The following is a 22064-nucleotide window of genomic DNA, read 5'->3' as shown; positions in this document are numbered from 1 at the left end:
TGATGGGTCCTAGTTGGGGCGGCTCTTGGCGTAGGCCATCCAGGTTTCGCGGTCGATCTCGCCGGTGATGCGGGCCCGGAACATCCGCAGGTACTCCGGGTCATCCGGTGACATCGGATCGTTCGGGCGGCTGCCGACCCGGCCGTCGGTCAGTTCGCGTACGACGTCGGCGTGACCGGCGTGGCGCGTCGTGTCGAGCAGCACGGTCAGCAGCATCTCCCGCAGCGTGACGGCCGAGCCGGTGTGATGCGTGCCCACGGTGTCGAGATCCAGCTCCTCCACCGCCCGCGCGCCGTCCGCGCACGCTTGTCGATAAGCGGCGACGAGCTCGTCGGTCGACTCCTCGGGCGTCGCCCACATGTCCAGCCCGAAGAACAGCTCCTCGTCGTGCTCGTGGGGCGGCACCACGCGGTCCCGCCCGAACGCCGCGCAGAGGTAGCCGCCGGTGATGCTGGTGAGGTGCTTCACGATGCCGATCAGGTTCGTGCCGGTCGGTGTCATCGGACGGCGGAGTTGGTCGTCGCTCAGGCCCTCGACCTTCCACAGCAACGATTGCTGTACGTCGGTGAGCTGCTTGAGCAGCTGTGCTTTCTCGGGGGTCATTTCACGATGCGGTAGCGGAGGTGGGTGACGTCGCGGGCTGGGAGTTGGCGGACTTGTTCGAGTTCGATGTAGTCGGCGGGGAGGTTGTCGAACAGGCGGCGGCCCTGGCCGAGGAGGACGTTGACGACGTGGAGTTCGAGCTCGTCGAGGAGGCCGGCGCGGAGGAGGGACTGGGCCGCTCCGGCGCCGTGGACCATCACGTCCCGGTCGCCGGCGGCGGCCAACGCCTGGGCGGCGCAGTCGGCGACGTCGGAAACGTAGCGAGCGCTCCCCGCCGGTACGTCGTCCTCGGCGACGTGGTGGGTGAGGATGAACATCGGCACGCCGTCGTGGTGGTCGCCGTTCCAGCGGCCGGCGTGCTCGTAGGTACGGCGGCCTGCGATCAGCGCGCCCGTCGCGAGGGACTCGCGGACCACCTGTCCGCTCGGTCCGTCGGAGTTGCGGTCGTCGAGCCAGTTGAACAGGCGGAAGCCGCCGAGCCCCATCGGGTTCTCGGGACTGTCGTCCGGGCCGACCACGAAACCGTCGAGCGACATGGACATGTAGAGCCGGATCATGTGGAACCTCCAAGAGATTGGGGGAACTCAAACACGTTGGCGGGGTCGTACCTGGCCTTGAGGTCGCGGAGGCGGGGGTAGTTCGGGCCATGGTAGGCGGTGGGCCAGTCGGTCAGGTCGGGGTCGGGGAAGTTGGGGTAGACGGCCCCGGAGGCGTACGCGTGGGCGATGGACCAGGAGCGGCGTACGGCGTTGCGGTCAGGGCCGGCGTGTTCCAGGAGAAAGCGCTCGTTGCGATGCGCGAAGGCTGTTGCGTCGACTGGGATGCGGTTGTAGGCACCGCCCATCGGGGTGAAGTTGAGTTCGCAGCCGGTGTTGAGGAGTTGGGTGATGGCGTCCGGTGGGAGCGGGTTGCGGAAGAACTCGGACTTGCTGTGGATGATGCCGTAGCCCGGATCATCTTCCGAGAGGCTGGCCTTGAGCGCGGGCCAGGAGAGGTCGGCGCGGAGGTCGATCTCGGGGGAGAGGGTGCTCAGAGGGCCGGGGCCGAAGGTGGTGAGGGTGGCGCCGAAGACCTGTACCTGGTCGGCGTTCACGGTCAGGCTCGCGGTGAGGTCGTCGGGTGCGTCGGGGGCCCAGGACTGCCAGGCGGCGATCACCTCTGCGGCGTGCGTTCGCGGCCAGGTGAGCTTGAAGCGGGTCGCGGTAGGTGACAGTACGGCGGCGAAGACGAGGGACGTGACCACGCCGAACTGACCGCCGCCCGCGCCGCGCAGGGCCCAGAACAGGTCGGCCTCTCGCTCCGCGTCACAAGTGAGGACGTTGCCGTCCGCGAGTACGACGGTTGCGGCGACGAGGCGGTCGCAGGTTAGCCCGTACCGGCGCCCGAGCAACCCGAGCCCGCCGCCCAACGTCAGCCCCGCGATCCCAACCGTCGGCCCGCACCCGGCCGGAATCGTCAGCCCGTACTCGTGCAACCCCCGGTAAACGGAAGCCAACCGAGCCCCCGCTCCAACGGTCGCCACCGCCCCGGCGGGATCGACTGTGATCGTCGAGAGCGGCGAGAGGTCGAGCATGAGGCCTCTGGTGGAGGAGCGGCCGGCGAAGCAATGGCCGCCGCCGCGGGGAGTGACGGGGAGGTTGGTGGAGCGCGCGTACGAGAGCGCCTCGATCACGTCGGACGGCGAGGAGCAGCGTGCGATCGCCGCGGGGCGGATGTCGTCGTACTGCGGCAGCGCCGGCTTCCGCAGTACGTCGTACAGCTTGTGGTCAGGCCCGATCAGGTCCATGGGCTGACGTTAGGACGCCGCGACCGGGCTGTGCTTGAACGAAACGGGCGTACCACTCGGCGAGGAACGGCCGGTACGACGCCGAGTGGTCGTGGCCGCAGTCGCAGCGATCAGCTTTGTCGCCGAGCAGTTCGCGCGGTGTCACGCCGGTCAGCCGCACGCATTCCCGGGTCAGATGCGCGTGGTCGGCGTACCCGGTCTCGGCCGCGAGGTCCGACAGCCCGCTCCCGAACCCGGCCTGCGCCAACGCGAGATATCCCTGGAATCGCAGGGTCCGCTGCAGTGTCTTCGGCCCGACCCCAGTTGCCGTCAGGCACCGCCGCCGCAACTGACTCTCCGACAACGCCAACTCGTCCGCCAGAGAAGCAATCCCGGTCGGCTCCCACGGCATCAACCGCCGCACCATCTCCGCCACCACCGCATCCGGCCGAAGCGGCCGCCCGGCCAGGTACCGCTGGACCGCGAGCAACGCCGCCTGCGGACCGGCCGCATCGGCGACTGCGGACCCGAGAGCGTCCGCCGCAGGTCCCCACAGCTCCACGGCACAATCGACCAGTTCGTCCGCCGGTACGCCGAGCATCGGCGTCCCCGCGCCCGGCATGAACCGGACGCCGACGATCGTCGTCCGCGGCGGAATCACCTGCAGATGCGCCCGGGTCAGCGGCCCGATCAGCCGCGGTACGCCGCCGACCGGGCAATGCAGCTCCACCCCACCCGTCGGCAGATCACGTTGCGGGTAGGGCTGCGACCCCGTGCGCTGGATCCAGACCGTACGCACGAGACCGGCCAGTGCGGGCACCGGCGCGCTCTCGTCGTACGTCTGATCCATGGGTTACAACTCGATGTGCGAGCCGATGATGACCGTGCGGTCGCGGGGGAGACCGAAGTGTTCGGCGGCGTCTGCGGTGATGTGCGAGGTGGCGAGGAACAGCTGCTTGCGCCAGCCCGCCATCGTGGCAGCCTTGCCGCGGCGGAGCTCGATCTTGGACAGGAAGTACGACGCCTTGTCGAGATCGAGCGGTCCTTCGGACTCGTCCGGCTCCAGTTGCGCGAGGGCGGCGGGTACGTCGGGCGACTCCATGTACCCGAACTTGATCGTGACGTGCGTGATCCCGTCGTCGCCGTACCCGAGCTCGTCGACCGTGACCCGCTGGTCCTCGGCGACCCGCGGCACCGGCTCCGTGCCGATCGCCACGATCACCACGTGCTCGTGCCGGACCTGGTTGTGTTCGACGTTCGCCCGCAGCGCCAGCGGAGCGCTGACCCCGCCGCGGTTCAGGAAGATCGCCGTTCCCGGAACCGTACGGATCGGCATCGTGCCGGAGCGCAACTGGTCGATGAACTCCTGCAGCGAACCCTCGGCGCGTTCCCGCTCGGCCGTCACGACCTCGCGGCCGCGCTGCCAGGTCGTCATCACCGTGAACGCGATCAGCGCGATCAGCAGCGGCAGCCACGCGCCGTGCACCAGCTTGGTCAGGTTCGCTCCGATGAACAGCAGGTCGACCGTGAGCAGCGGCACCGCGCCGACAAGGATCAGCCACCTGGGGACGTTCCAGCGGTAGTGCGCGACGTAGAAGAACAGCAAGGTCGTGATGCTGATCGTGCCGGTCACCGTCATGCCGTACGCGTACGCCAGGGCGGCCGAACTGCGGAACGCGAAGATCAGCGTCAGTACCGAGACGAACAGCAGCCAGTTCACGAACGGCACGTAGATCTGGCCCACCGTCGTCGCCGAGGTGTGCGTCACCCGGAGCCGCGGCAGGTACCCGAGCTGCGCGGCGTGCGACGCGACCGAGTAGGCGCCGGTGATCACCGCCTGCGACGCGATCACGGTGGCCGCGGTTGCGAGCAGCACCAGTGGCAGCCGGCCCCACTCCGGGACGAGCAGGAAGAACGGGCCGCTGATGTTGGCGTGGTCCTTCAGGATCAGCGCGCCCTGACCCAGGTAGCTGAGCGTGCAGGCCGGGAAGACCAGGAACAGCCAGCCGCGACTGATCGAGCGGCGGCCGAAGTGGCCCATGTCGGCGTACAGCGCCTCGGCGCCGGTGACCGCGAGCACGATCGCCGCGAGCGCGAAGAACGCGATGTGGAAGTGCCCGGCCAGGAACCCGATCGCGTACGTCGGGGAGAGCGCCTTGAGGATCGCCGTGTGCTCGGTGATGCCGCCGATCCCGGCCGCGCCGATCACCGTGAACCAGGCGATCATCACCGGACCGAAGACCCGGCCGACCGATTCGGTCCCGCGCCGCTGGACCAGGAACAACATGGTGATGATGACCGCGGTGATCGGTACGACGTACTCGGCGAGCGACGGTTCGACGGTCTTCAGGCCTTCGACCGCGGACAGCACCGAGATCGCCGGGGTGATGATGCCGTCACCGAAGAACAGCGACGCCCCGAACAGACCGACCGCCGCGAGGACGGCCGCGGCCCGGCGGCCCGGATGTGTGGAACGCCAGCGACGCAGCAGCGTGATGAGCGCCATCACGCCGCCCTCGCCGTCGTTGTCGGCGCGCATCGCGAGCAGGATGTACGTGACGGTGACGATGATCATCACCGACCAGAAGATCAGCGACACCACGCCGTACACGTTGTTGTCACTGACCGGCACCGGGTGCGGGTCCTCGGGGTTGAACACCGTCTGGAGGGTGTAGATCGGGCTGGTCCCGATATCACCGAAAACGACACCGAGCGCGCCGACGATCACCGCGAGCTTGGCCGTGTTGTGGGCGTTCGGCGCGGGTGTCTGAGGGGCCTCCGCCGTTTCCGCCTGCTGATCCGTCACGTCCCGGCACGATACCCGCCCAGGGAGCGAGCACAGTGCATGTCGAGCGGTCCGCCGCGGCTCCGACGTACCGGGTATGACAGCCGAGCGAGTACTGCGGACCTACCTCACGCTGGTAGCGGTGTCGACGGGTGCGTCGTCGATGATCTGGGGCATCAACACGCTGTTCCTGCTCGACGCCGGGCTGAGCATCGGGCAGACGTTCGCCGCGAACGCCTTCTTCACCGCCGGCATGGTGCTGTTCGAGGTGCCGACCGGCGTTGTCGCGGACACGGTCGGGCGGCGTACGTCGTACCTGCTCGGCACGGCCACCCTGATCGGGACCACGCTGCTCTACGTCGTGCTGTGGCGGACGGGCGCGCCGTTCGTGCTCTGGGCGGTGGTGTCGATGCTGCTCGGTCTCGGGTTCACGTTCTTCAGCGGCGCCACCGAGGCCTGGCTGGTCGACGGGCTGCAGGCGACCGGGTACGAAGGGTCGCTGGACGCGGCGTTCGCGAAGGGACAGGTGGCGAGCGGGATCGCGATGATGGGCGGCTCGATCGGCGGCGGGGTGCTGGCGCAGCTGACGAACCTGGGGACGCCGTACGTCGTTCGCGCGTTGTTGCTGCTGGCCACGTTCGTGGTCGCGTGGCGGTCGATGCGCGACATCGGCTTCACCCCGGCTCCGCGGACGTCGGTGCGGGGCGAGATGGCCGGGATCGTACGGGCGTCGCTCCGGCACGGGCTGCTCAACCGGCGGGTCCGCTGGGTGATGCTGGCCGGGCCGTTCACGGCCGGGGTGAGTGTCTACGGGTTCTACGCGGCGCAGCCGTATCTGCTCCAGCTGTACGGACACACCGGCTCGTACGCGATCGCCGGTCTGTCGGCCGGGATCGTCGCCGGTGCACAGATCGCCGGCGGTGCGTCCGCGTCGTACATCTCGCGTCTGATCCACGACCGGGTCGGGATCCTGATCGGGGCGATCGCGGCGTCCGGCCTGGTGATCGCGGTGATGGGCGTGGTGACGTCGTTCGGGGTGGCGCTGGTGCTGCTGATGGTGTGGGGCACGTTGTTCGCCGCGATGTCGCCGGTGCGGCAGGCGTACCTGAACAGTCACATCCCGTCGGCGCAGCGGGCGACGGTGCTGTCGTTCGACAGTCTGCTCGGCTCGGCCGGCGGGGTCGTGATCCAGCCGACGCTCGGTCGCTCCGCGGACCTCTGGGGCTACGGACCCGCGTACCTGGTGTCGGCGCTGATCCAGACGCTCGCGGTGCCGTTCCTGGGGCTGGCCCGGCGGAAACCTGTCGAGGACGCGACAGGTAAGGCTCTAGCCTTGCGGGCGTGACAGCTCGACTGATCGTCATCAACGGCGGGTCCAGTTCCGGGAAGACCGGGATCGTGCGGTGTCTGCAGGCGGTGCTGCCGGAGCCCTGGCTCGGGTTCAGTGTCGACGACTTCGTGGACGCGCTGCCCGCTGTGATGGACGGCGGCATCGAGATCGGGCCGGGCGGCGAGGTGTCGGTCGGGCCCGCGTTCCGGGAGCTGGACGCGGCCTGGACCGCCGGGATCGTGGCGATGTGCCGGGCCGGCGGCCGGGTGATCGTCGACGACGTGTTCCTCGGCGGCGCCGGCTCGCAGCAGCGCTGGCTGGACGCGATCGGCGATGTCGAGACAGTCTTCGTCGGGGTCCACTGCGCCCCGGAGATCGCCGCCGGCCGCGAACTCGCGCGCGGCAACCGCGCCCGCGGCATGGCCGAGCAGCAGGCGTACGTCGTCCACGAGGGCGTCACGTACGACGTCGAGGTGGACAGCTCGCACGCGGAATCCGTCGAGTGCGCCCGGACCATCGCCACCTACCTCGTTCCGTAGTGCATCCGTAGCTGCCACGGATGCCCGCTGCGGGCCGTCGGCGGGATCTTCGTCGTACCGGAAACACGACGACGAAGGAGAAGCTCATGAGTACGACGGTGACGACCCGCCGGAGCGTCCGTCCGCGGACCGTGGCGCTGTGGGTGGTGCAGGCGGTACTGGCCGCCCTGTTCGTGATGGCTGCCGTGCCGAAGCTGACAGGCGACCCGCTGATGGTCGACATGTTCGCCGAGATCGGCGCCGGGCAGTGGCTGCGGTACGTGGTCGGGACGCTCGAGCTCGCCGGGGCGATCGGTCTGCTGATCCCACGACTGTGCCGGCTGGCCGCGCTCGGTCTCGCCGGGTTGATGGTCGGCGCCAGCGTCACCAACCTGTTCCTGTTCGGGGTCTCGCCGGCGATCCCGCTGGCCTACCTGGCAGTCGCTGCGGCAGTGGTCTGGTTCCGCAGGCCCGCGAGGTGACCGTCGACGACGGCGAGGGCGTGAATGGTCTGCGCGCGGTGGTCCGCGACCACGACCGTGTCGTCCTCGTCGTCGAGGATCCGCCGTACCGCTGTCAAATGGACAGTGCGGTAGGCGGCGACGGCGAGCGCGGCGGTCAGTTGCGGCTCGGGTACGTCGGTGCGCGCCATCGCGGCCGCGATCGCCTGCTCGATCTGCTCGAGGAGTTCGCGGGCGCGGGACTGGAGCGCCCGCGACTCGGCGACGACCTCCCAGAAGCGACGGAACCGCCCGCGGATCGTGGACAGCGGATGGCCCTCGCCGGCGAGCCTGACGAGCAGGTCGGACAGCGCCTGGACCGCGGACGTGCCGTCCGGACGGTCGTTGATCGCGGCAACCACCAGGGCCTCGGCCTCGGGGTACCGGTCGAACAGCAGGTCCTCCTTGCGGGCGAAGTGCGCGAAGACCGTCGGCCGAGCCACGTCCGCGGCCTCGGCGACCTCCGACACGGACACCGCGTCGAATCCGCGCTCGAAGAACATCGCGGTGGCGACGTCCGAGATCCGCGCCCTGACCTCGGCCTTCTTCCGCTCCCGGCGGCCCTGCTGTTCCATGACGCAAACCATACTGGATAAAAAGATGTACTGAGTATGATTTTGGTTGCTATGGTGGTGGCCATGCCTTCCATCGGGGTGAACTACGACACCGGTCTCCGGTACGACGGCCGCAGTACGCGGGAGCGCTTCGACCTGGCGGAGGTGCGCCGCGACCTCACGGTGATCGCGGACGAGTTGCATGCGCCGGCGGTCCGGGTGTCGGGGAACGATCCGGACCGGCTCGTGCTGGCCGGCGAGGAGGCTCTGGCGGCGGGTCTCGACGTGTGGTTCTCGCCGGTGCCGATGGATCTGGATCCGGACGAGTTCGTTCCCTTCCTGACCGACTGTGCACGCCACGCGGAGACCCTGCGGGAGTCGGGACGAGGCGAGGTCGTCCTGGTGCTGGGATGCGAGCTTTCCGTGTTCTGCAAGGGATTCGTCCCCGGCGACACCTCGGGGGAGCGGCTGGCGCTGATGGCCGACCCCGCGACGTGGACCGATCCGGTCAAGCTCACTCAACTGCAGGCGGGGCTGGCCCGCTGGGGCGACGTACAGCAGCAGTTGGCGGCCGCCGCGCGGAGCGTCTTCGGCGGCCGGATCACGTACGCCGCCGGCTTGTGGGAGGACGTGAACTGGGACCTGTTCGACATCGTCAGCGTCGACGCGTACCGGGACGCGGCCAACGCGGCGACCTTCGCCGACGAACTCGCCGCACGGAAGAAGTGGGGCAAGCCGGTCGTCGCGACCGAGTTCGGCTGTTGCGCGTACGTCGGTGCCGCGGACCGCGGTGGGACCGGCTGGATGATCGTGAACCGCAGCGTCGACCCACCGGCGATCAACGGCGCGTTCGAGCGGAACGAGGAGGAACAAGTGGAGTACCTGTTCGAGCTCGTCGAGGAATTCGACCGGATCGAATTGGCCGCTGCGTTCTGGTTCAGCTTCGCAGGGTTCGCATTGCCGCACCGGCCGGACGACCCGGAGCATGACCTGGACCTCTCGTCGTACGGGCTGGTCGCGGTCGACGACGACGGGCACTGGGAGCCGAAGGCGGTGTTCGCCGCCCTGGGCGGGCTGAACGCGTCGCGTAGCTGAACCTGCGGGTACATTTGAGGTGTGCTGACGGCGAAGGGGGCGGCGACGCGGGAGCGGATCGTGGCGGCGGCCGCGGCCGAGATCCGCGAGCGCGGGATCAGTGCGGTGAAGCTGGACGACATCGGGCGGCGCAGCCGGACCGGCAAGAGCCAGCTCTTCCACTACTTCCCCGACGGCAAGGAACAGTTACTGCTCGCGGTCGCCGAGCGCGAGGCCGAGCAGGTGCTCGAGGACCAGGAGCCGCACCTCGGTCAGCTGATCAGCTGGGAGGCATGGCACGACTGGCGTGATGCCGTCGTCGAGAAGTACCGGCGGCAGGGCGTGAACTGCCCGCTCGGCGTGCTGATCACCGAGATCGGCCGGCACACTCCGGCCGCGCAAGCGGTGACCGCTCAGCTGCTCGCGCAGTGGCAGCGCCGGCTCGAACTCGGCATCGAGGAGATGAAGGCCGCGGGCGAGATCCGTGCCGCTGTGGATCCCGCCCGCGCCTCGGCCGCCCTGATCGCGGCGATCCAGGGCGGCGTCGCGATCCTGATGTCGTCGGGAACGTCGACGCATCTGGAGTACGCGCTCGACCTGTGCCTGGACTACCTGCGAACTAACGCCAGTTGAGGACCGGCGGCCGATAACCGGCCGGCTTGTCGGCGACCTTCGCGCCCGGGTTGATGATCCAGTTCTGGTACTCCGGCGTGAACATCCGATAGACCGACGACGGCGGCACGGCGCTCGCGTCGTCGAGGGCTGCGCGCAGCTCGGCCGGCAACTCGAACCCGAGGGCCTCGATGCTGGACTCCAGTTGCTCCGGACGGCTCGCGCCGACGATCGCGGACGCCACACCCGGCTGCGTGGCGGTCCAGTTGACCGCGACCTGGGCCATGGTCACGCCAAGCTTCTCGGCGACGTCGCGCACGGTCGTCAGCAGGCTCCACTCCCGGTCGGACCAGGTCCGCCCGGTCGCGCCGTCGCCGGTGAGACGGCCTTCGCCGGCGATCTGCTGGGCGCCGTCGCGCTGGTACTTCCCGGTCAGGAAGCCGCCGCCGAGCGGGCTCCACGCGGTGACACCCAGTCCGAGTTGCTGCGCGACCGGTACGTGCTCGGTCTCGATCGTCCGCTCGATCAGCGAGTACGGCAGTTGCAGACTGACCATCGGGGTCAGCGAATGCGCGTCGGCGAGAGTCTGCGCGCGAGCGGCGTACCAGGCGGGTACGTCGGACAACCCGGCGTACCTGATCTTGCCTGCGCGGGCGAGGTCGTCGAGAGTCCGCAGTACCTCGTCGACCGGGGTGATGCGGTCCCAGGTGTGCAGCAGGAACAGGTCGACGTAGTCGGTGCCGAGCCGGCGCAAGGACTCGTCCAGTGCGCGGATCAAGTGCTTGCGGCTGTTGCCGCCCGCGTTCGGGTCGCCGGAGTGGACGCTGTTGGTCGCCTTCGTGGTGAGCACCATCCGCTCCCGGACGCCCGCCTCGGCGATCAGCCGGCCGAGGATCCGTTCGCTCTCACCCGCGGTGTAGAAGTCGGCGGTGTCGATGAAGTTGCCACCGGCATCGATATAGGCCCGGAAGATCGCCCGCGCCTCGTCCTCGGTCTTGCCGTACGGCGCGTGGAATCCGGCTTGCCCGAAGTTCATGGTGCCCAGTGCGAGCCGGCTGACACGCAGCCCCGACCGCCCGAGCAGGTAGTAGTCGTCAAGTGCCATACGCACAGGGTTCCTCGCGAAAAATGGACCGGCAAGTACAAAGCTGCGGGCGGCGGGTGGTGCGTGAAAGGATTTTGCGCGTGCGCTTGTCTGAGGAGCAGCGGAGTCAGTTGGAGCGGTTGGCGGAGTTCGTGCTGCCGGGGGAGGGATGGGCGGCAGCGGGGTTTGTCGAGCGGGTGCTGACGGAGGATCGGCCGGACTGGGTCGGGCGGGTCGAGCGCGCGCTGGCGGACGAGGCAGGTGCGGACCGGGCCTGGCTGGTGCGGCTGATTGCGCAGGGGTACTACGCGGAGCCGGCGACCTGGGAGACGGTCGGGTGGCGGAGCGAGGAGTTTGCGCCGGTGCAGACCGAGTTGCGGGTGACGCCTCGGGACGAGTTGGCGGAGCGGTACGACGTTGTGGTGGTCGGCTCGGGCGCCGGTGGGGGCGCGGCGGCTCAGGTGCTGGCGGAGTCGGGGCGGTCGGTGCTGGTCGTCGAGCTCGGCAGCTACCTGTCGACGGAGTCGTTGGCGCGCGACCATCTGCGGAATCCGCGGTCGGTGGCGGGGCTGCCGGCGATGACGGATCCGGACCCGGCGGGGCGGCCGCGGGTGTCGGTGGTGGACGGGGTGCGGAGCGAGGTGCTGCCGCCGGACGGCGGGTGGGGGAACAACGCGTTCACGGTCGGCGGCGGCACGCGGGTGTACGGCGCGCAGGCGTGGCGGTTCGTGCCGCAGGACTTCCGGATGGCCACGACGTACGGCGTACCGGAGGGAAGTGCGCTCGCTGACTGGCCGATCTCGTACGACGACCTGGAGCCCTACTACTCGTTGGCGGAGCAACGGTTCGGGGTGAGCGGCGGTGGAGTGGACCCGTGGCACGGGCCGCGGTCGATCCCGCTGCCGATGCCTCCGCTGCCCAGGACCGGACCGGCTGACCTGCTGGCGGGAGCCGCCGAGCGGCTCGGCTGGGGAACTCTCGACGTACCGCTGCTGATCAACTCGATCGACTATCAAGGGCGCTCCGGGTGTGTGCGGTGCGGCCTGTGCGTCGGGTTCGCGTGCCCGGTGGAGGCGAAGGCCGGAACGCACAACACCGCGCTGCCCGCGGCGCTCGCCACCGGGAACTGCACGCTGGTCATCGAGACGACGGCCGAGCGACTCGTCACCGACGCGACCGGCCGGGTCGTCGGCGTCGCACTGGTCGCGAGCGACGGGTACGGCGAGATTTGGCGACGGACTGTTGCGTGTGAGGAGGTCGTGGTCGCCGCCGGCGCCTCGGAGACGCCGCGGCTGCTCCTGAACAGTGCGCACGACGGCGAGCCGAACGGGATCGGCAACAACCAGGATCAGGTCGGCCGGCATCTGCAGGCGCATGTGTACGCCGGTGCGGTCGGGCTGTTCGAGGACGAGGTGGTCGATCTCGTCGGGCCTGGTGTGTCGATCGCGACGTGCGACTTCCGGCACGGGAACGACGGGATCGTCGGCGGCGGCATGCTCGCCAACGAGTTCGTGCCGACGCCGGCGTCGGTGTACGACTACCTGACTGGGGCCGGGCTGATCCCGCCGGCCGGTGCGGAGAGCGTGCAGGCTATGCGGCGCGACCTACGGCGGATGCTGCGGGTGGTCGGGCCGATCCAGGAGGTCACGTCGGCGGACTCGCGCGTCCGCGTGGATCCGTCCGTCGTCGACCGGTTCGGGAATCCGGTGGTGGTGACGAGCGGGTCGATCCATCCCGAGGACGTCCGCGCGCAGCGGTTCATGAGTGCGAAGGCCAAGAATTGGCTGGAGGAAGCGGGCGCGGTCCGTACGTCGGTCGGAGAGGTCGGCACCGTGGGGAGCGCGAGCACCGGGCAGCATCAGGCCGGGACCTGCCGGATGGGCGACGACCCGGCCCGATCGGTCACCGATCCACAAGGCCGGATCTGGGGCCACGACAACGTCTGGATCACCGACGCATCCATCCACGTCACCAACGGAGGCGTCAACCCAGTCCTCACCGTCCTGGCCAACGCGCTCCGAATCGCCACCCACCTCGTCCGCGACTGAGTCAGGACCCAGGGCTGGAGTAGTGCCGAGACTGTCGGGTGAAGAAGGCGACGGCCGCTGCCATGCAAGCTACTCCTACCGCTGGGCTCAGCCATCCCATCCACGCTGGAAACCACAGCGAGTCCACCCGCCCGGTGACCATGGCGGCTGGAATCCACGCGACGAAGGCCAGGGGCAGCGGGAACGTGAACAGGACGGATCCGACCGGGCCGAAGAGCTGGAGTGGAAAGTTGCCATAGGTTCCGAAGACGGCGTCGATCAGACCCGTCAGCGACTGCGTGTTTCGCAATCGGAACGCCAGCGCACCCCGTGCCAGTTGGAGCCCGCCCTCCAGCATCCCACCAGCAGCGATGGAGATGGCAAGCCACAGCACGAGAAGCGGATGCCACGCTATAGAGGCTTGGGGCAAGGCCAGCGCCAGGATCGCAGCAGCGACGATCACATCGCCGAATTGCTGCAGGTTGAAGCGGCGCGTCAGCAGTTGCAGGAACGGACTTGTCGGACGCAACAGATAGCGGTCGAATTCTCCCGTGTGCACGACGACGTCTACATCGATCGTCCTGCGGAAGAAGACAGCGTACGCGCTGTGACTCGCCATCCGGATGCCGAACAGCACCATCACCTCGGCTGGAGTCCAGCCACCGATGGATCCGAAGGCGTGCAGCAGCACTCCGACGAACAGAAGCTGTCCGGCGTTGAATGCCAGCGCGCCGATGACGGAGATGAAGAGGTTGGCCTTGTGCTCGAGCTCGGTCAGCCACGCCACTCGCAGCAGGATGCGGAAGTCCCGGATCAGTTCAGCCACCGTTGATCACCACCTTGCGCAACGCACGCCAAGTCACCATGGCAACGATGCCTGTGGCAGCTGCCAACCAGCCGAGCTGGACCGCGAGGACGCCCCCGAGCCCGCCGAGCGGCTGCTGTCCCTGCCAGAGCTGCAGTGGTGCGAAGACCTGCAGTCCGAAGGGCAGCACATCGAGGAACGGGCGCAGCCACCCGGGGATGAACCACAGCGGGACGAGAGCGCCGGAGGCAAAACTGGCGATGGCTCGGTAGACGTAGAACGGCCCGCGCGTATCAGTAGTCCAGAACGCCACCATCGAGACAGCGAGATTCAGCAACGTGGCGAGCAACCAGCCGAGCGTGGCCGTGAGGAGGAAGCCGACGAGCGCAACCTTGGTCGCCGGCGGCGTCAGCCCTCCCACCGCAAGGCCGATGGCCAAGCCGACCACGACTCCGGGCATCGCGCCGACAACTCCTCCGACGGACTGCAGGAGGCTCTGCCCCACGATTGCAATGGGGCGGATGAGGTCCGTCGCGATGGTTCCCTCGCGGACCCGTTCGGGGATCGACGAGAGTTGCCAAGGCAGTGCGACGTGCCACAGCAGCATCGCGATGACCGCATAGCTGACCGCATCGGACTCGCTGATACCAGCGACCACGCCGCGGTCGGCGTAGACAGCACGCCACACGGTCACGAGCAGGACTGTTTGCAGGGCGACCGAGGCCATGGACAGTGCGACATTCGCGCGAAAGAACAGAGCGTTCTTGGAACCGAGTCGAATCATCGACCACGGCGTGACCCACGCAGGCCGTTGGGATCGCGGTGCCCCGGACGCGCCGGTCACCGCTCGGACTCGGCATAGATCAGCCGGACAACATCCTCCAGCTTGGGTTCGTTGACATGAAGATCAGCGATCTCAGCGACCGAGGTGGCCTGAGCGATCACGGACGCGGCACTCGTTCGTTCCGGATCGAAGCGAAGTGAGATCGTGCCGTCGGAGTTCTCCAGCCGATCGGTGTGCTCAGCCTGGATGCCCGTCGGGTCCGCACCCTCTGTCGGAGTGATCACCACCTCGCGGAAAGGCAGGTACCGTCGCTTCAGGGTCTTCAGGTCCCCGTCGTAGACAACACGCCCGCGATCGATCATCACTATGCGTCGGCACAGCTGCTCGATGTCGTCCATGTCGTGCGTGGTGATCATCACCGTGGTGGCGTGAACCCGGTTCTGCTCCGCGATGAAGTCACGGAGGGCTTGTTTTGCGACCACATCCAGGCCCACCGTCGGCTCGTCCAAGTACAGCACCTGAGGACGATGGAGCATGGCTCCCGCCAGATCACCACGCATCCGTTGCCCTAGCGACAGGGATCGGATCGGCGTGTCCAGGAAGTCCTTGATCTGCAGGACCTCGTCGAATTCGTCGATTCGCGCGGCGTACTCCGCCTGGCCGACTCGATAGAGGTCTCGAATGGTTTCCAGCGAGACGCGAAGCGGCAGGTCGAACCAGAGTTGGGTCTTCTGCCCGAAGACGACGCCGATGTTGTGGGCATGCTTGCGGCGATTCGCCCAGGGCACGAGACCGTCGACGCGCACCGTGCCCGAGGTGGGTACCACGATCCCGGTGAGCATCTTGATGGTGGTGGACTTGCCGGCGCCGTTGGCGCCCAAGTAGCCGACCATCTCTCCCCGATCGACAGTGAAACTGACCTGGTCGACCGCACGCACGACGCGTGTGGGGGCCCACAGTTGCCGGACACCAGCCAGTCGACCAGTCGTCGGCTGCGGCTTCCGGAACTCTTTGATCAGCTCAGTGACCTCAATCATCGGCACGCTGCCCAAACCTAGAGCAACGAAAGATCAGCGGGAGGACACCGTCAGGGCCGCTAGCCCAGGATGCGGGAGATGCCTATGCCGCTGCGGGCCTCGCGGCCGTACTTCGTGATCTCGGCGGGGAGGTTGAGCCGGGAGATGCCGGTCTTGGTGCGGTCCTCGTCGGTGAGGAGGTCGGCGGGGATGATCCAGACGATCTCGAACTCGAGGCCGTCGGGGTCCTTGCCGTAGAGGGACTTCGTGGTCCCGTGGTCGGACGCGCCGACCAGGGCGTCGTGCTCGCTCAGCGTGCCGGCCAGGTCCTCGAGGTCGCCGAGCGTGTCCACCTCCCACGCAAGGTGGTAGAGCCCGACCGTCGTCCGCCCGGCGCCCGACGGTGCGGCCTGCGACCCGATCTGGAACAGGCCGAGGTCGTGGTCGTTGCTCGACCCGGGCGCGCGGAGGAACGCCGCACCGGGGATGGCGTCGCCGGTCTCGGTGTAGCCGAAGCCGAGGACGTCTCGGTAGAACGCGACGCTCGCCGCGACGTCGCGCACGTACAGGACCGCGTGGTTCAACCGGAAGATCGCCATACCAGCGATGTTAGTTGAAGCCTCAACTTATTTCCAGTGCCTAGCGGCGGCGTCTCTTCGGTCGGGCCGGTTGCTTGGAAGCCTGCGGTGCCGCCTTCTTCTGCCGCTTGGGTGTCGCGGGGCCGCGGGTGCTGTTCGCGGTCCGGCCGCGGACGATGCCGATGAAGTGCTCGACCAGCTCGCTGGTCTCGTCCTCCGGCCAGCTGAGCGCGACCTGCGACTCGGGTACGCCGGTCAGCGGGCGGTAGGTCAGGTCCTTGCGGTGGTGCAGCCGGGCCAGCGACTGCGGTACCACCAGCAGCCCGGTGCCCATCGCGACCAGCTCGATCGCGTCGCCGGTCCAGGCGGGGCGCTCGTCGATCAGCCGGCCGGGTGGGCGGTCCCAGTCCAGTACGTCGTCCTGCGAGTGCAGCATCAGCTCGTCGGCGAGATCGTCGACGGTGACCTCCTCGGCCGCGGTGACCAGATGGTCCTTGGGCACCACGACCACCGTCTGCTCGACGTACAGCGGGATCGCGTGCAATCCGGTGCGGTCGATCGGGAGCCGCAGGAGGACCGCGTCGGCGTCGCCCCGGCGTACCAGATCGGGGGCTTCGGCGGCGGAGACCTGGACGAGTTCGAGCGGGACGCGGGGGAGTCGCTCCGTCCAGATCCGAACCCATTTGGCGGGTGTCACGCCGGGGACGTAGCCCAGTCGGAATCCGGTCACGGTTCTGAGGTTACCGGGCGTTACGCTGCTGCCATGACGGCGCGCAAGACACCCCAAACCATGAAGCCTGCCACGGCGGCGAAGAAGCTGGACGTGTACCTCCCGGCCACGCCTGCGGAGTTCCAGGAGGGTGTCGTGTCGCGGGACGAGCTGAACGCGCTGCAGGCGGACCCGCCCGAGTGGCTGCAGGAGCTCCGGCGTACCGGACCGCATCCGCGCTCGGTGGTCGCGGCCAGGCTCGGTGTCTCGATCGGTGGCCTGGCCCGCGGCGGGATCACCGAGGCGCTGACCACGGACGACATCGAGGCCATCCGGGACGAGAACCCGGACTGGCTGGAGCACGAACGCGCGACGCAGGCAGAGGTCCGCCGGCAAGAGGCCGAGCTGAAGAAGAAGCCGCGCGTCAGGTAATCCGGACGCGGAGGCGGCGGAAGCCTCTGCCCTTGCTCTCCATCTTGACGACCTCCATGCGGCCGATCAGGGCGGTGGACGCGACGTGCGTGCCGCCGTCGGCTTGGGTGTCGAGGCCGGCGATGTCGACGATCCGGACGACCTCGAGATCGGGCGGGAGCAGGTTGGTCGCCGTCCGGATGATGTCCGGGATCGCGAACGCCTCCTCGCGCGGGAGAAAGCTGGCGGTGATCCGCCGGTCGGTGCGGATCTCCGCGTTGACCGCCTCGGCGACCCGATCCTTGAAGTCCGGCGGTACGTCGGCCAGATCGAAGTCCATCCGCGCCGACAGCGGTTCCATGTTCCCGCCCGTGACGAGCGCGCCGAAGTCGCGGAACACGACACCGGTCAGCACATGCAGCCCGGAATGCGTCCGCATCAGCTGAGTACGCCGCTCGTCGTCGAGCGCCCCGCGCACCGCCGTACCGACCGGCGGCACCGGGTCGTCCTCGTGCGGCACCAGGTACAGGTCGTCACCCTTGGTCGTCCCAACGATCCGCGTCCGTACGCCACCCCACAGCAGCACGCCTTGGTCCGGCGGCTGCCCGCCGCCACCCGGGTAGAACGCGGACCGGTCGAGCACGATCCCACGCTCCGGATCCAAACCGACGACCGTCGCGTCCCACTCCCGAACCGAGGCGTCGTCGAGGTCGAGTCGATGGGTGTGCCCGTGCTGGTTGCTCATGATCAGCCCACTGTATGGCTGACCCCGGCCGACCCGGCACTGGCACGAGGGGTGGGAGCCATGCAGATCATCGAGAACAGCATCGTGGGGACCCGGTCCGCCGTACTGCGGCTGACCAGGCGCGGCGGCGGCCCGGGCATCGTGATCTTCCCGATGCTGCACGTGGCGGAACCGCAGTTCTTCCGTGCGGTCGAGGCGCGCCTGCGCGAGTGCGACCTGCTCGTCGTCGAAGGAATCCAGGGTGAGTCCGCGGCCGTCGACGGTCTGACGGCGACGTACCGGATGATGCCGGTGAACGAGGAGTCCGGGCTGGTCGAGGACGACATTCCGTACGGCGATCTCGGCGTACCGTTCGTCGCCCCGGACATCTCGGGGGAGGAGTTCCAGGAAGGTTTTCAGGGGTTGTCGTGGAAGGTCCGGGCGCTGACCTGGGCATCGGTTCCGGTGGTGTCGATCGGGCAGTACTTCGCCGGGCGGCGCACGCTGCTGTCACCCGACATCGAGGTCAACGATCTCCCGACGGCGCAGGACGAGTTGCGCAGTGAGCAGTGGGACGCCTTCTTCGACCTGTTGCTCGACCGGCGCGACGGCCGTGCCGTCGCGGCGGTCGCCGAGGTCGTCCGGGAGCGTGGCGACGAGGACATCGAGGTCGCGGTCGTGTACGGCGCGCGGCATGTTCCCGGGATCCTGCGCGGGCTGTACGGGCTCGGGTACCGGGTGGTCAGCGCCGACTGGTTGGTGGTCGTCAGCGCACAAGAGCCGTGAAGGCGTCCAATGCCTTGCGGATGTTTTCGACCGAGTTTGCGTACGAGAAGCGCAGGTGGTTTTCGCCGTAGATGCCGAAGGACGTACCGGGCAGGCATGCGACTCCGGCCTCGTCCAGGAGCCGGTCCGACAGGGTCGCTGCCGATACGCCGAGTTCGCTGATGTTCGGGAACGCGTAGAACGCTCCACCCGGTTCCACACACGACACACCCGGTACGGCGTTCAGCCCGGAGACGATCACCTCGCGCCGTTCGCGGAACGCGTCCAGCATCCGGTCGACGTCGTCCCACGGTCCTTCGAGGGCGGCGATCGCGGCGTGCTGGCTGAACGCCGACGTACACGACACCGAGTTGATCATCAGCCGCGTCACCGGCTCCACGAGCGGCTCGGGAAACACGCCGAAGCCGAGTCGCCAGCCCGTCATCGCGAACGTCTTCGACCAACCGTCGAGGAGGATGGTCCGGGACGCCATGCCGTCGACGTCGAGGACGCTGTGGTGCTCGCCGTCGTACCTCAGCGCCCAGTAGACCTCGTCGCTGAGGACGACGAGGTCGTGCTCGATCGCGATCTCGGCGATCGCCTGGAGCTGTTCGGGTGTCGACGCGCTGCCGCACGGGTTGTGCGGGGAGTTGAGGATCAGCAGCTTGGTCCGGTCCGTCACCAGTGACCGCAGTTCGTCGGGGTCGATGACGAAGCCGTTCTCCTCGCGCAGCGGCACCGGCACCGGCTTCGCACCGGCGAAGGCCGCGATCGACGCGTACATCGGGAACCCGGGGTCCGGGTAGAGGACCTCGTCGCCCTCCTCGCAGAGCGCCAGGATCGTGAAGAACATGATCGGCTTCGCGCCGGGCGTGATCAGCACCCGGTCGGGTGTCGTGCGCAGCCGGCCGGTGCGGTCGAGGAAGTCCGCGACGGCGGTCCGCAGCTCGGGGATGCCGGGCGCGGGCACGTAGTGCGTGAACCCCTTGTCCAGGGCCTGCTGCGCGGCGGCGATCACGTGCGGTGGCGTGTCGAAGTCCGGTTCGCCGATCTCGAGGTGCACGATCTCGCGGCCCTGGGCCTCCAGGGCCTTCGCTTTCGCGAGAACCTCGAACGCCGACTCGGTCCCCAGCCGTTCCATCCGGCCAGCAAGTTTCACGATGTGTCCTTCCACGGTGGCATGTCACACCCTAGTGCGATGATCTCGGAGTGAGCGAAGCGAGGCGGGTTGCGGTGACCGGGAGCAGCGGGAAGCTCGGCAGGGCCGTTGTCGATCATCTGGCGGACCAGGGCTGGGAGGTGGTCGCCCTCGACCAGGCTGCGCCGGCACGCGCCGACGTGACGTCGACACGGGTGGACCTGACCGATTTCGGCCAGACCTACGAGGCGATCGCCGGGATCGACGACCGGCACGACGGCGTCGACGCGGTCGTGCATCTCGCCGCGGTCCCGGCGCCGGGCCTGCGGCCGAACGCGGCGACGTTCCACAACAACATGACCGTCACGTACAACGTGTTGTCGGCGGCGCTGCGGGCCGGCGTCCGGAACATCGTGTGGGCGTCGAGCGAGACCGTGCTGGGTCTGCCGTTCGACGAGTTCCCGCCGTACGTGCCGGTGGACGAGGACTACCCGCCGCGGCCGAACAGCACGTATTCGCTGGTCAAGACGCTCGAGGAGGAGCTCGCCCGGCAGCTCTGCCGGTGGCATCCGGACCTGAAGCTGATCGGGCTGCGCTTCTCCAACGTGATGTACCCCGAGGACTACGCACGGTTCCCGGCGTTCGACGCGGACGCCCACGCCCGCAAGTGGAACCTCTGGGGCTACATCGACGCCCGCGACGGCGCACAGGCCGTCCGCAAGGCGCTCGAGTACGACGTGACCGGGACGGACGTCTTCATCGTCGCGAACGCGGACACGGTGATGTCCCGGCCGAACGAGGAGCTTCTCGCCGAGGTGTTCCCCGGCGTACCCGTGAAGCGCTCGTTCGGCCCGAACGAGACCTTGCTGTCGATCGAGAAGGCGCGCCGCCTGCTCGGTTACGAGCCGGAGTTCTCCTGGCGGGGCCCGAACGGGAACAGCGCCTCCGGGTCGTAGGTCGACCGTACGTCGGCCAGCTGCGCGAACACGTCCGCCGGCCACGACCTCTCGTACGACCCCGGCAGTGCGAAACCGCCGGAGAAGTTCACTGTGGTCTCCTCGCACACCCACGGCTCGAGCCGTCCGAGAATCCCGTCGACCGTCGCCGGAAGCACCTTCTCGAACAAGCTCGGATCCGGTACGCCGATCAGTGTCAGCGTGCACGCCCCGCTGCGGCCGCCGACCGCGCTGCCCTCGGGTACGTCGCGCTCGGTCGCGCCGCCGAGGTGCCGGAGCTCGACCGCGATCAACGGGATCTGCTGCTCGGGGCCGGCCACCTCCAGGAACGCGGCGATGAACTCGGCGTCCAGTTCGTCCAGCATCAGCCCACGGTCCCACGCCGGGGTCGGGTCCCTCGGGTCGTTGTGGATCAGCGCGATGTCGCTCGCCGGCATCTCGCCGACGGCGTCGATCAGCGTCGGGCCGGCGTTGCGGATCGGCTGGAAGAGCTTCTTGCCGTCGGCCGCGTCACCGACGTACGCGAAGCGGACGCTCAGCACCGTCTTGCCGCGCAGCGGCTCGGGGATGAACTCGAGCGGCGGCAGTCGCAGGATCACCACCGACGAGTTCGCGCTCTCCGGCAAGGCGTTCGTCCACTCGGCCCAGGTGGTCAGCGCGGGCGCGATGTGCTCCGCGTCGAAGAACACCGAACCGCCGTACAGGGTGCGTAGCTCGACCAGTCCGAAGTCCATCGCGGTGACGATGCCGAACCCGCCCTTGCCGCCGCGCAACGCCCAGAACAGGTCCGGGTGCTCGGTCTCGCTCGCGGTCACCACTTCGCCGGCCGCCGTCACGACCCGGAACGAGCGGGCCCAGTCGGACGAGAAGCCGTACGTCCGGGCGAGTGGCCCGAGGCCGCCGCCGAGCGTGTATCCGATGCAGCCGACCGCGTCGGATGCGCCGGTGATCGGCGCCAATCCGTACGGCGCGGCCGCCGCGATCACCTCCGCCCACCGGGTGCCCGCGGCGATGTGCGCGACCTGTTCCTCGGCGTCCACGCTCACGCCGGTCATCCGCTTGGTGGTCACCACGATGCCGCCGTGCATCGGGTTCGGAATGCCGTGGCCGGTCGCCAGCACGCGGACCGGCGTACCGGTCTCGGCCGCGGCGCGGACCACCGCGACGGCATCGTCCTCGGACGTCAGCCCGACCACGACGTCCGGAGTGTGCGTCACCGCCAGGTTGAACCCGGACAGTTCCTTGTCGTACCCCTCGTCACCCGGTGTCAGCACCGGTCCGGCGACCTCGCCCCGCAGCCGATCGATCAACGTGTTCGCCACGTTC

At 68.7% G+C, this 22064-nt stretch carries 24 protein-coding genes; 9 read left to right on the top strand and 15 right to left on the bottom strand.

The window, feature by feature from the left end; all coding sequences use genetic code 11:
- Positions 1-9: 9 nt before the first annotated feature.
- Genes OHB24_RS37135 through OHB24_RS37115 form a run of 5 tightly spaced genes read right to left on the bottom strand, consistent with a single transcriptional unit; the run spans position 10 to position 5174 of the window.
- The gene (locus OHB24_RS37135) at positions 10-603 is read right to left on the bottom strand and encodes a DinB family protein (RefSeq protein WP_327635602.1); all 594 of its coding nucleotides are present in this window, start codon (positions 601-603) and stop codon (positions 10-12) included.
- On the bottom strand, positions 600-1160 hold the full coding sequence (locus OHB24_RS37130; RefSeq protein ID WP_327635601.1) for a dihydrofolate reductase family protein: 561 nt from the start codon (positions 1158-1160) through the stop codon (positions 600-602). Before OHB24_RS37130 ends, OHB24_RS37135 begins: the two co-directional genes overlap by 4 nt.
- A complete protein-coding gene (locus OHB24_RS37125) occupies positions 1157-2389 on the bottom strand; it encodes an FAD-binding oxidoreductase (RefSeq protein ID WP_327635600.1) in 1233 nt (410 codons plus the stop codon). Before OHB24_RS37125 ends, OHB24_RS37130 begins: the two co-directional genes overlap by 4 nt.
- Positions 2370-3218, bottom strand: coding sequence for a helix-turn-helix domain-containing protein (locus OHB24_RS37120; RefSeq protein WP_327635599.1), 849 nt, complete (start codon positions 3216-3218; stop codon positions 2370-2372). The genes OHB24_RS37125 and OHB24_RS37120 overlap by 20 nt, the downstream gene beginning before the upstream one ends.
- Positions 3219-3221: 3 nt before the next feature.
- On the bottom strand, positions 3222-5174 hold the full coding sequence (locus tag OHB24_RS37115) for a potassium transporter Kup (protein ID WP_327635598.1): 1953 nt from the start codon (positions 5172-5174) through the stop codon (positions 3222-3224).
- Between the two features lie 76 nt (positions 5175-5250).
- Here OHB24_RS37115 and OHB24_RS37110 point away from each other — a divergent pair, with 76 nt between their 5' ends.
- From OHB24_RS37110 to OHB24_RS37100, 3 genes are all read left to right on the top strand, one after another.
- A complete protein-coding gene (locus tag OHB24_RS37110) occupies positions 5251-6498 on the top strand; it encodes an MFS transporter (RefSeq protein ID WP_327635597.1) in 1248 nt (415 codons plus the stop codon).
- Complete coding sequence (gene cpt / locus OHB24_RS37105) at positions 6495-7022, top strand: chloramphenicol phosphotransferase CPT (protein WP_327635596.1); 528 nt, start codon at positions 6495-6497, stop codon at positions 7020-7022. Before OHB24_RS37110 ends, cpt begins: the two co-directional genes overlap by 4 nt.
- Before the next feature lie 86 nt (positions 7023-7108).
- Entirely contained in the window at positions 7109-7483 is a 375-nt protein-coding gene (locus OHB24_RS37100) for a DoxX family protein (protein ID WP_327635595.1), read from the top strand.
- Here the strand turns inward: OHB24_RS37100 and OHB24_RS37095 are convergent.
- Positions 7432-8076, bottom strand: coding sequence for a TetR/AcrR family transcriptional regulator (locus OHB24_RS37095; RefSeq protein WP_327635594.1), 645 nt, complete (start codon positions 8074-8076; stop codon positions 7432-7434). The genes OHB24_RS37100 and OHB24_RS37095 overlap by 52 nt on opposite strands.
- Before the next feature lie 63 nt (positions 8077-8139).
- Between OHB24_RS37095 and OHB24_RS37090 the strand changes: the two genes are divergently transcribed.
- Together OHB24_RS37090 and OHB24_RS37085 are read left to right on the top strand one after the other, a co-directional pair.
- On the top strand, positions 8140-9150 hold the full coding sequence (locus tag OHB24_RS37090) for a hypothetical protein (protein WP_327635593.1): 1011 nt from the start codon (positions 8140-8142) through the stop codon (positions 9148-9150).
- 21 nt (positions 9151-9171) lie between these two features.
- On the top strand, positions 9172-9762 hold the full coding sequence (locus tag OHB24_RS37085) for a TetR/AcrR family transcriptional regulator (protein WP_327635592.1): 591 nt from the start codon (positions 9172-9174) through the stop codon (positions 9760-9762).
- Here OHB24_RS37085 and OHB24_RS37080 read toward each other — a convergent pair.
- A complete protein-coding gene (locus OHB24_RS37080) occupies positions 9749-10846 on the bottom strand; it encodes an aldo/keto reductase (RefSeq protein ID WP_327635591.1) in 1098 nt (365 codons plus the stop codon). The two genes, OHB24_RS37085 and OHB24_RS37080, sit on opposite strands and share 14 nt — an antisense overlap.
- 80 nt (positions 10847-10926) lie before the next feature.
- Between OHB24_RS37080 and OHB24_RS37075 the strand changes: the two genes are divergently transcribed.
- Positions 10927-12873: a GMC family oxidoreductase gene (locus OHB24_RS37075; RefSeq protein ID WP_327635590.1), complete on the top strand. Its 1947-nt coding sequence runs from the start codon at positions 10927-10929 to the stop codon at positions 12871-12873.
- Between the two features lies 1 nt (position 12874).
- Here OHB24_RS37075 and OHB24_RS37070 read toward each other — a convergent pair whose 3' ends face one another.
- From OHB24_RS37070 to OHB24_RS37050, 5 genes are read right to left on the bottom strand one after another with little or no spacing between them, the layout of a single operon-like run.
- Positions 12875-13678 (bottom strand): ABC transporter permease, encoded by an 804-nt coding sequence (locus OHB24_RS37070; protein ID WP_327635589.1) that lies wholly within the window; start codon positions 13676-13678, stop codon positions 12875-12877.
- On the bottom strand, positions 13671-14441 hold the full coding sequence (locus tag OHB24_RS37065; RefSeq protein ID WP_327635588.1) for an ABC transporter permease: 771 nt from the start codon (positions 14439-14441) through the stop codon (positions 13671-13673). The genes OHB24_RS37070 and OHB24_RS37065 overlap by 8 nt, the downstream gene beginning before the upstream one ends.
- Positions 14442-14497: 56 nt before the next feature.
- Positions 14498-15484, bottom strand: coding sequence for an ABC transporter ATP-binding protein (locus OHB24_RS37060; protein ID WP_327641146.1), 987 nt, complete (start codon positions 15482-15484; stop codon positions 14498-14500).
- A 53-nt stretch (positions 15485-15537) separates the two neighbouring features.
- Positions 15538-16056 carry a VOC family protein gene (locus tag OHB24_RS37055; RefSeq protein WP_327635587.1) on the bottom strand — a complete coding sequence of 173 codons (519 nt, stop codon included), beginning with the start codon at positions 16054-16056 and terminating at the stop codon, positions 15538-15540.
- A gap of 40 nt (positions 16057-16096) precedes the next feature.
- On the bottom strand, positions 16097-16765 hold the full coding sequence (locus OHB24_RS37050) for a LysR family substrate-binding domain-containing protein (RefSeq protein WP_327635586.1): 669 nt from the start codon (positions 16763-16765) through the stop codon (positions 16097-16099).
- Positions 16766-16798: 33 nt separating this feature from the next.
- On the opposite strand from OHB24_RS37050, the gene OHB24_RS37045 reads away from it, so the two are divergent.
- Entirely contained in the window at positions 16799-17176 is a 378-nt protein-coding gene (locus tag OHB24_RS37045) for a DUF5997 family protein (protein WP_327635585.1), read from the top strand.
- On the opposite strand, the gene OHB24_RS37040 is transcribed toward OHB24_RS37045, so the two are convergent.
- Positions 17169-17900, bottom strand: coding sequence for an alanyl-tRNA editing protein (locus OHB24_RS37040; protein WP_327635584.1), 732 nt, complete (start codon positions 17898-17900; stop codon positions 17169-17171). The two genes, OHB24_RS37045 and OHB24_RS37040, sit on opposite strands and share 8 nt — an antisense overlap.
- Positions 17901-17960: 60 nt before the next feature.
- Here OHB24_RS37040 and OHB24_RS37035 point away from each other — a divergent pair, with 60 nt between their 5' ends.
- Entirely contained in the window at positions 17961-18665 is a 705-nt protein-coding gene (locus tag OHB24_RS37035) for a hypothetical protein (protein ID WP_327635583.1), read from the top strand.
- Here the strand turns inward: OHB24_RS37035 and OHB24_RS37030 are convergent.
- A complete protein-coding gene (locus OHB24_RS37030) occupies positions 18646-19803 on the bottom strand; it encodes a pyridoxal phosphate-dependent aminotransferase (RefSeq protein ID WP_327635582.1) in 1158 nt (385 codons plus the stop codon). The genes OHB24_RS37035 and OHB24_RS37030 overlap by 20 nt on opposite strands.
- 50 nt (positions 19804-19853) lie before the next feature.
- On the opposite strand from OHB24_RS37030, the gene OHB24_RS37025 reads away from it, so the two are divergent.
- Entirely contained in the window at positions 19854-20738 is an 885-nt protein-coding gene (locus OHB24_RS37025; RefSeq protein WP_327635581.1) for an NAD-dependent epimerase/dehydratase family protein, read from the top strand.
- Here OHB24_RS37025 and OHB24_RS37020 read toward each other — a convergent pair.
- Positions 20681-22060: an FAD-binding oxidoreductase gene (locus OHB24_RS37020; RefSeq protein ID WP_327635580.1), complete on the bottom strand. Its 1380-nt coding sequence runs from the start codon at positions 22058-22060 to the stop codon at positions 20681-20683. The genes OHB24_RS37025 and OHB24_RS37020 overlap by 58 nt on opposite strands.
- Between the last annotated feature and the right edge of the window lie 4 nt (positions 22061-22064).

Origin of the sequence: Kribbella sp. NBC_00482 (assembly GCF_036013725.1) — a bacterium.
Classification (GTDB): domain Bacteria; phylum Actinomycetota; class Actinomycetes; order Propionibacteriales; family Kribbellaceae; genus Kribbella.
Note: the sequence above shows the minus strand (reverse complement) of the source record. Positions and strands in the feature narration are given on the sequence as shown.

Excerpts from the sequence above, each read along its gene's own strand:
- OHB24_RS37065 (WP_327635588.1), bottom strand. The coding sequence starts at position 14,441 with ATGATTCGACTCGGTTCCAAGAACGCTCTGTTCTTTCGCGCGAATGTC.
- OHB24_RS37100 (WP_327635595.1), top strand. The coding sequence starts at position 7,109 with ATGAGTACGACGGTGACGACCCGCCGGAGCGTCCGTCCGCGGACCGTG.
- OHB24_RS37035 (WP_327635583.1), top strand. The coding sequence starts at position 17,961 with ATGCAGATCATCGAGAACAGCATCGTGGGGACCCGGTCCGCCGTACTG.
- OHB24_RS37120 (WP_327635599.1), bottom strand. The coding sequence starts at position 3,218 with ATGGATCAGACGTACGACGAGAGCGCGCCGGTGCCCGCACTGGCCGGT.
- OHB24_RS37090 (WP_327635593.1), top strand. The coding sequence starts at position 8,140 with ATGCCTTCCATCGGGGTGAACTACGACACCGGTCTCCGGTACGACGGC.
- OHB24_RS37080 (WP_327635591.1), bottom strand. The coding sequence starts at position 10,846 with ATGGCACTTGACGACTACTACCTGCTCGGGCGGTCGGGGCTGCGTGTC.
- OHB24_RS37055 (WP_327635587.1), bottom strand. The coding sequence starts at position 16,056 with ATGGCGATCTTCCGGTTGAACCACGCGGTCCTGTACGTGCGCGACGTC.
- OHB24_RS37135 (WP_327635602.1), bottom strand. The coding sequence starts at position 603 with ATGACCCCCGAGAAAGCACAGCTGCTCAAGCAGCTCACCGACGTACAG.
- OHB24_RS37110 (WP_327635597.1), top strand. The coding sequence starts at position 5,251 with ATGACAGCCGAGCGAGTACTGCGGACCTACCTCACGCTGGTAGCGGTG.
- OHB24_RS37125 (WP_327635600.1), bottom strand. The coding sequence starts at position 2,389 with ATGGACCTGATCGGGCCTGACCACAAGCTGTACGACGTACTGCGGAAG.
- OHB24_RS37095 (WP_327635594.1), bottom strand. The coding sequence starts at position 8,076 with ATGGAACAGCAGGGCCGCCGGGAGCGGAAGAAGGCCGAGGTCAGGGCG.
- OHB24_RS37130 (WP_327635601.1), bottom strand. The coding sequence starts at position 1,160 with ATGATCCGGCTCTACATGTCCATGTCGCTCGACGGTTTCGTGGTCGGC.
- OHB24_RS37045 (WP_327635585.1), top strand. The coding sequence starts at position 16,799 with ATGACGGCGCGCAAGACACCCCAAACCATGAAGCCTGCCACGGCGGCG.
- OHB24_RS37040 (WP_327635584.1), bottom strand. The coding sequence starts at position 17,900 with ATGAGCAACCAGCACGGGCACACCCATCGACTCGACCTCGACGACGCC.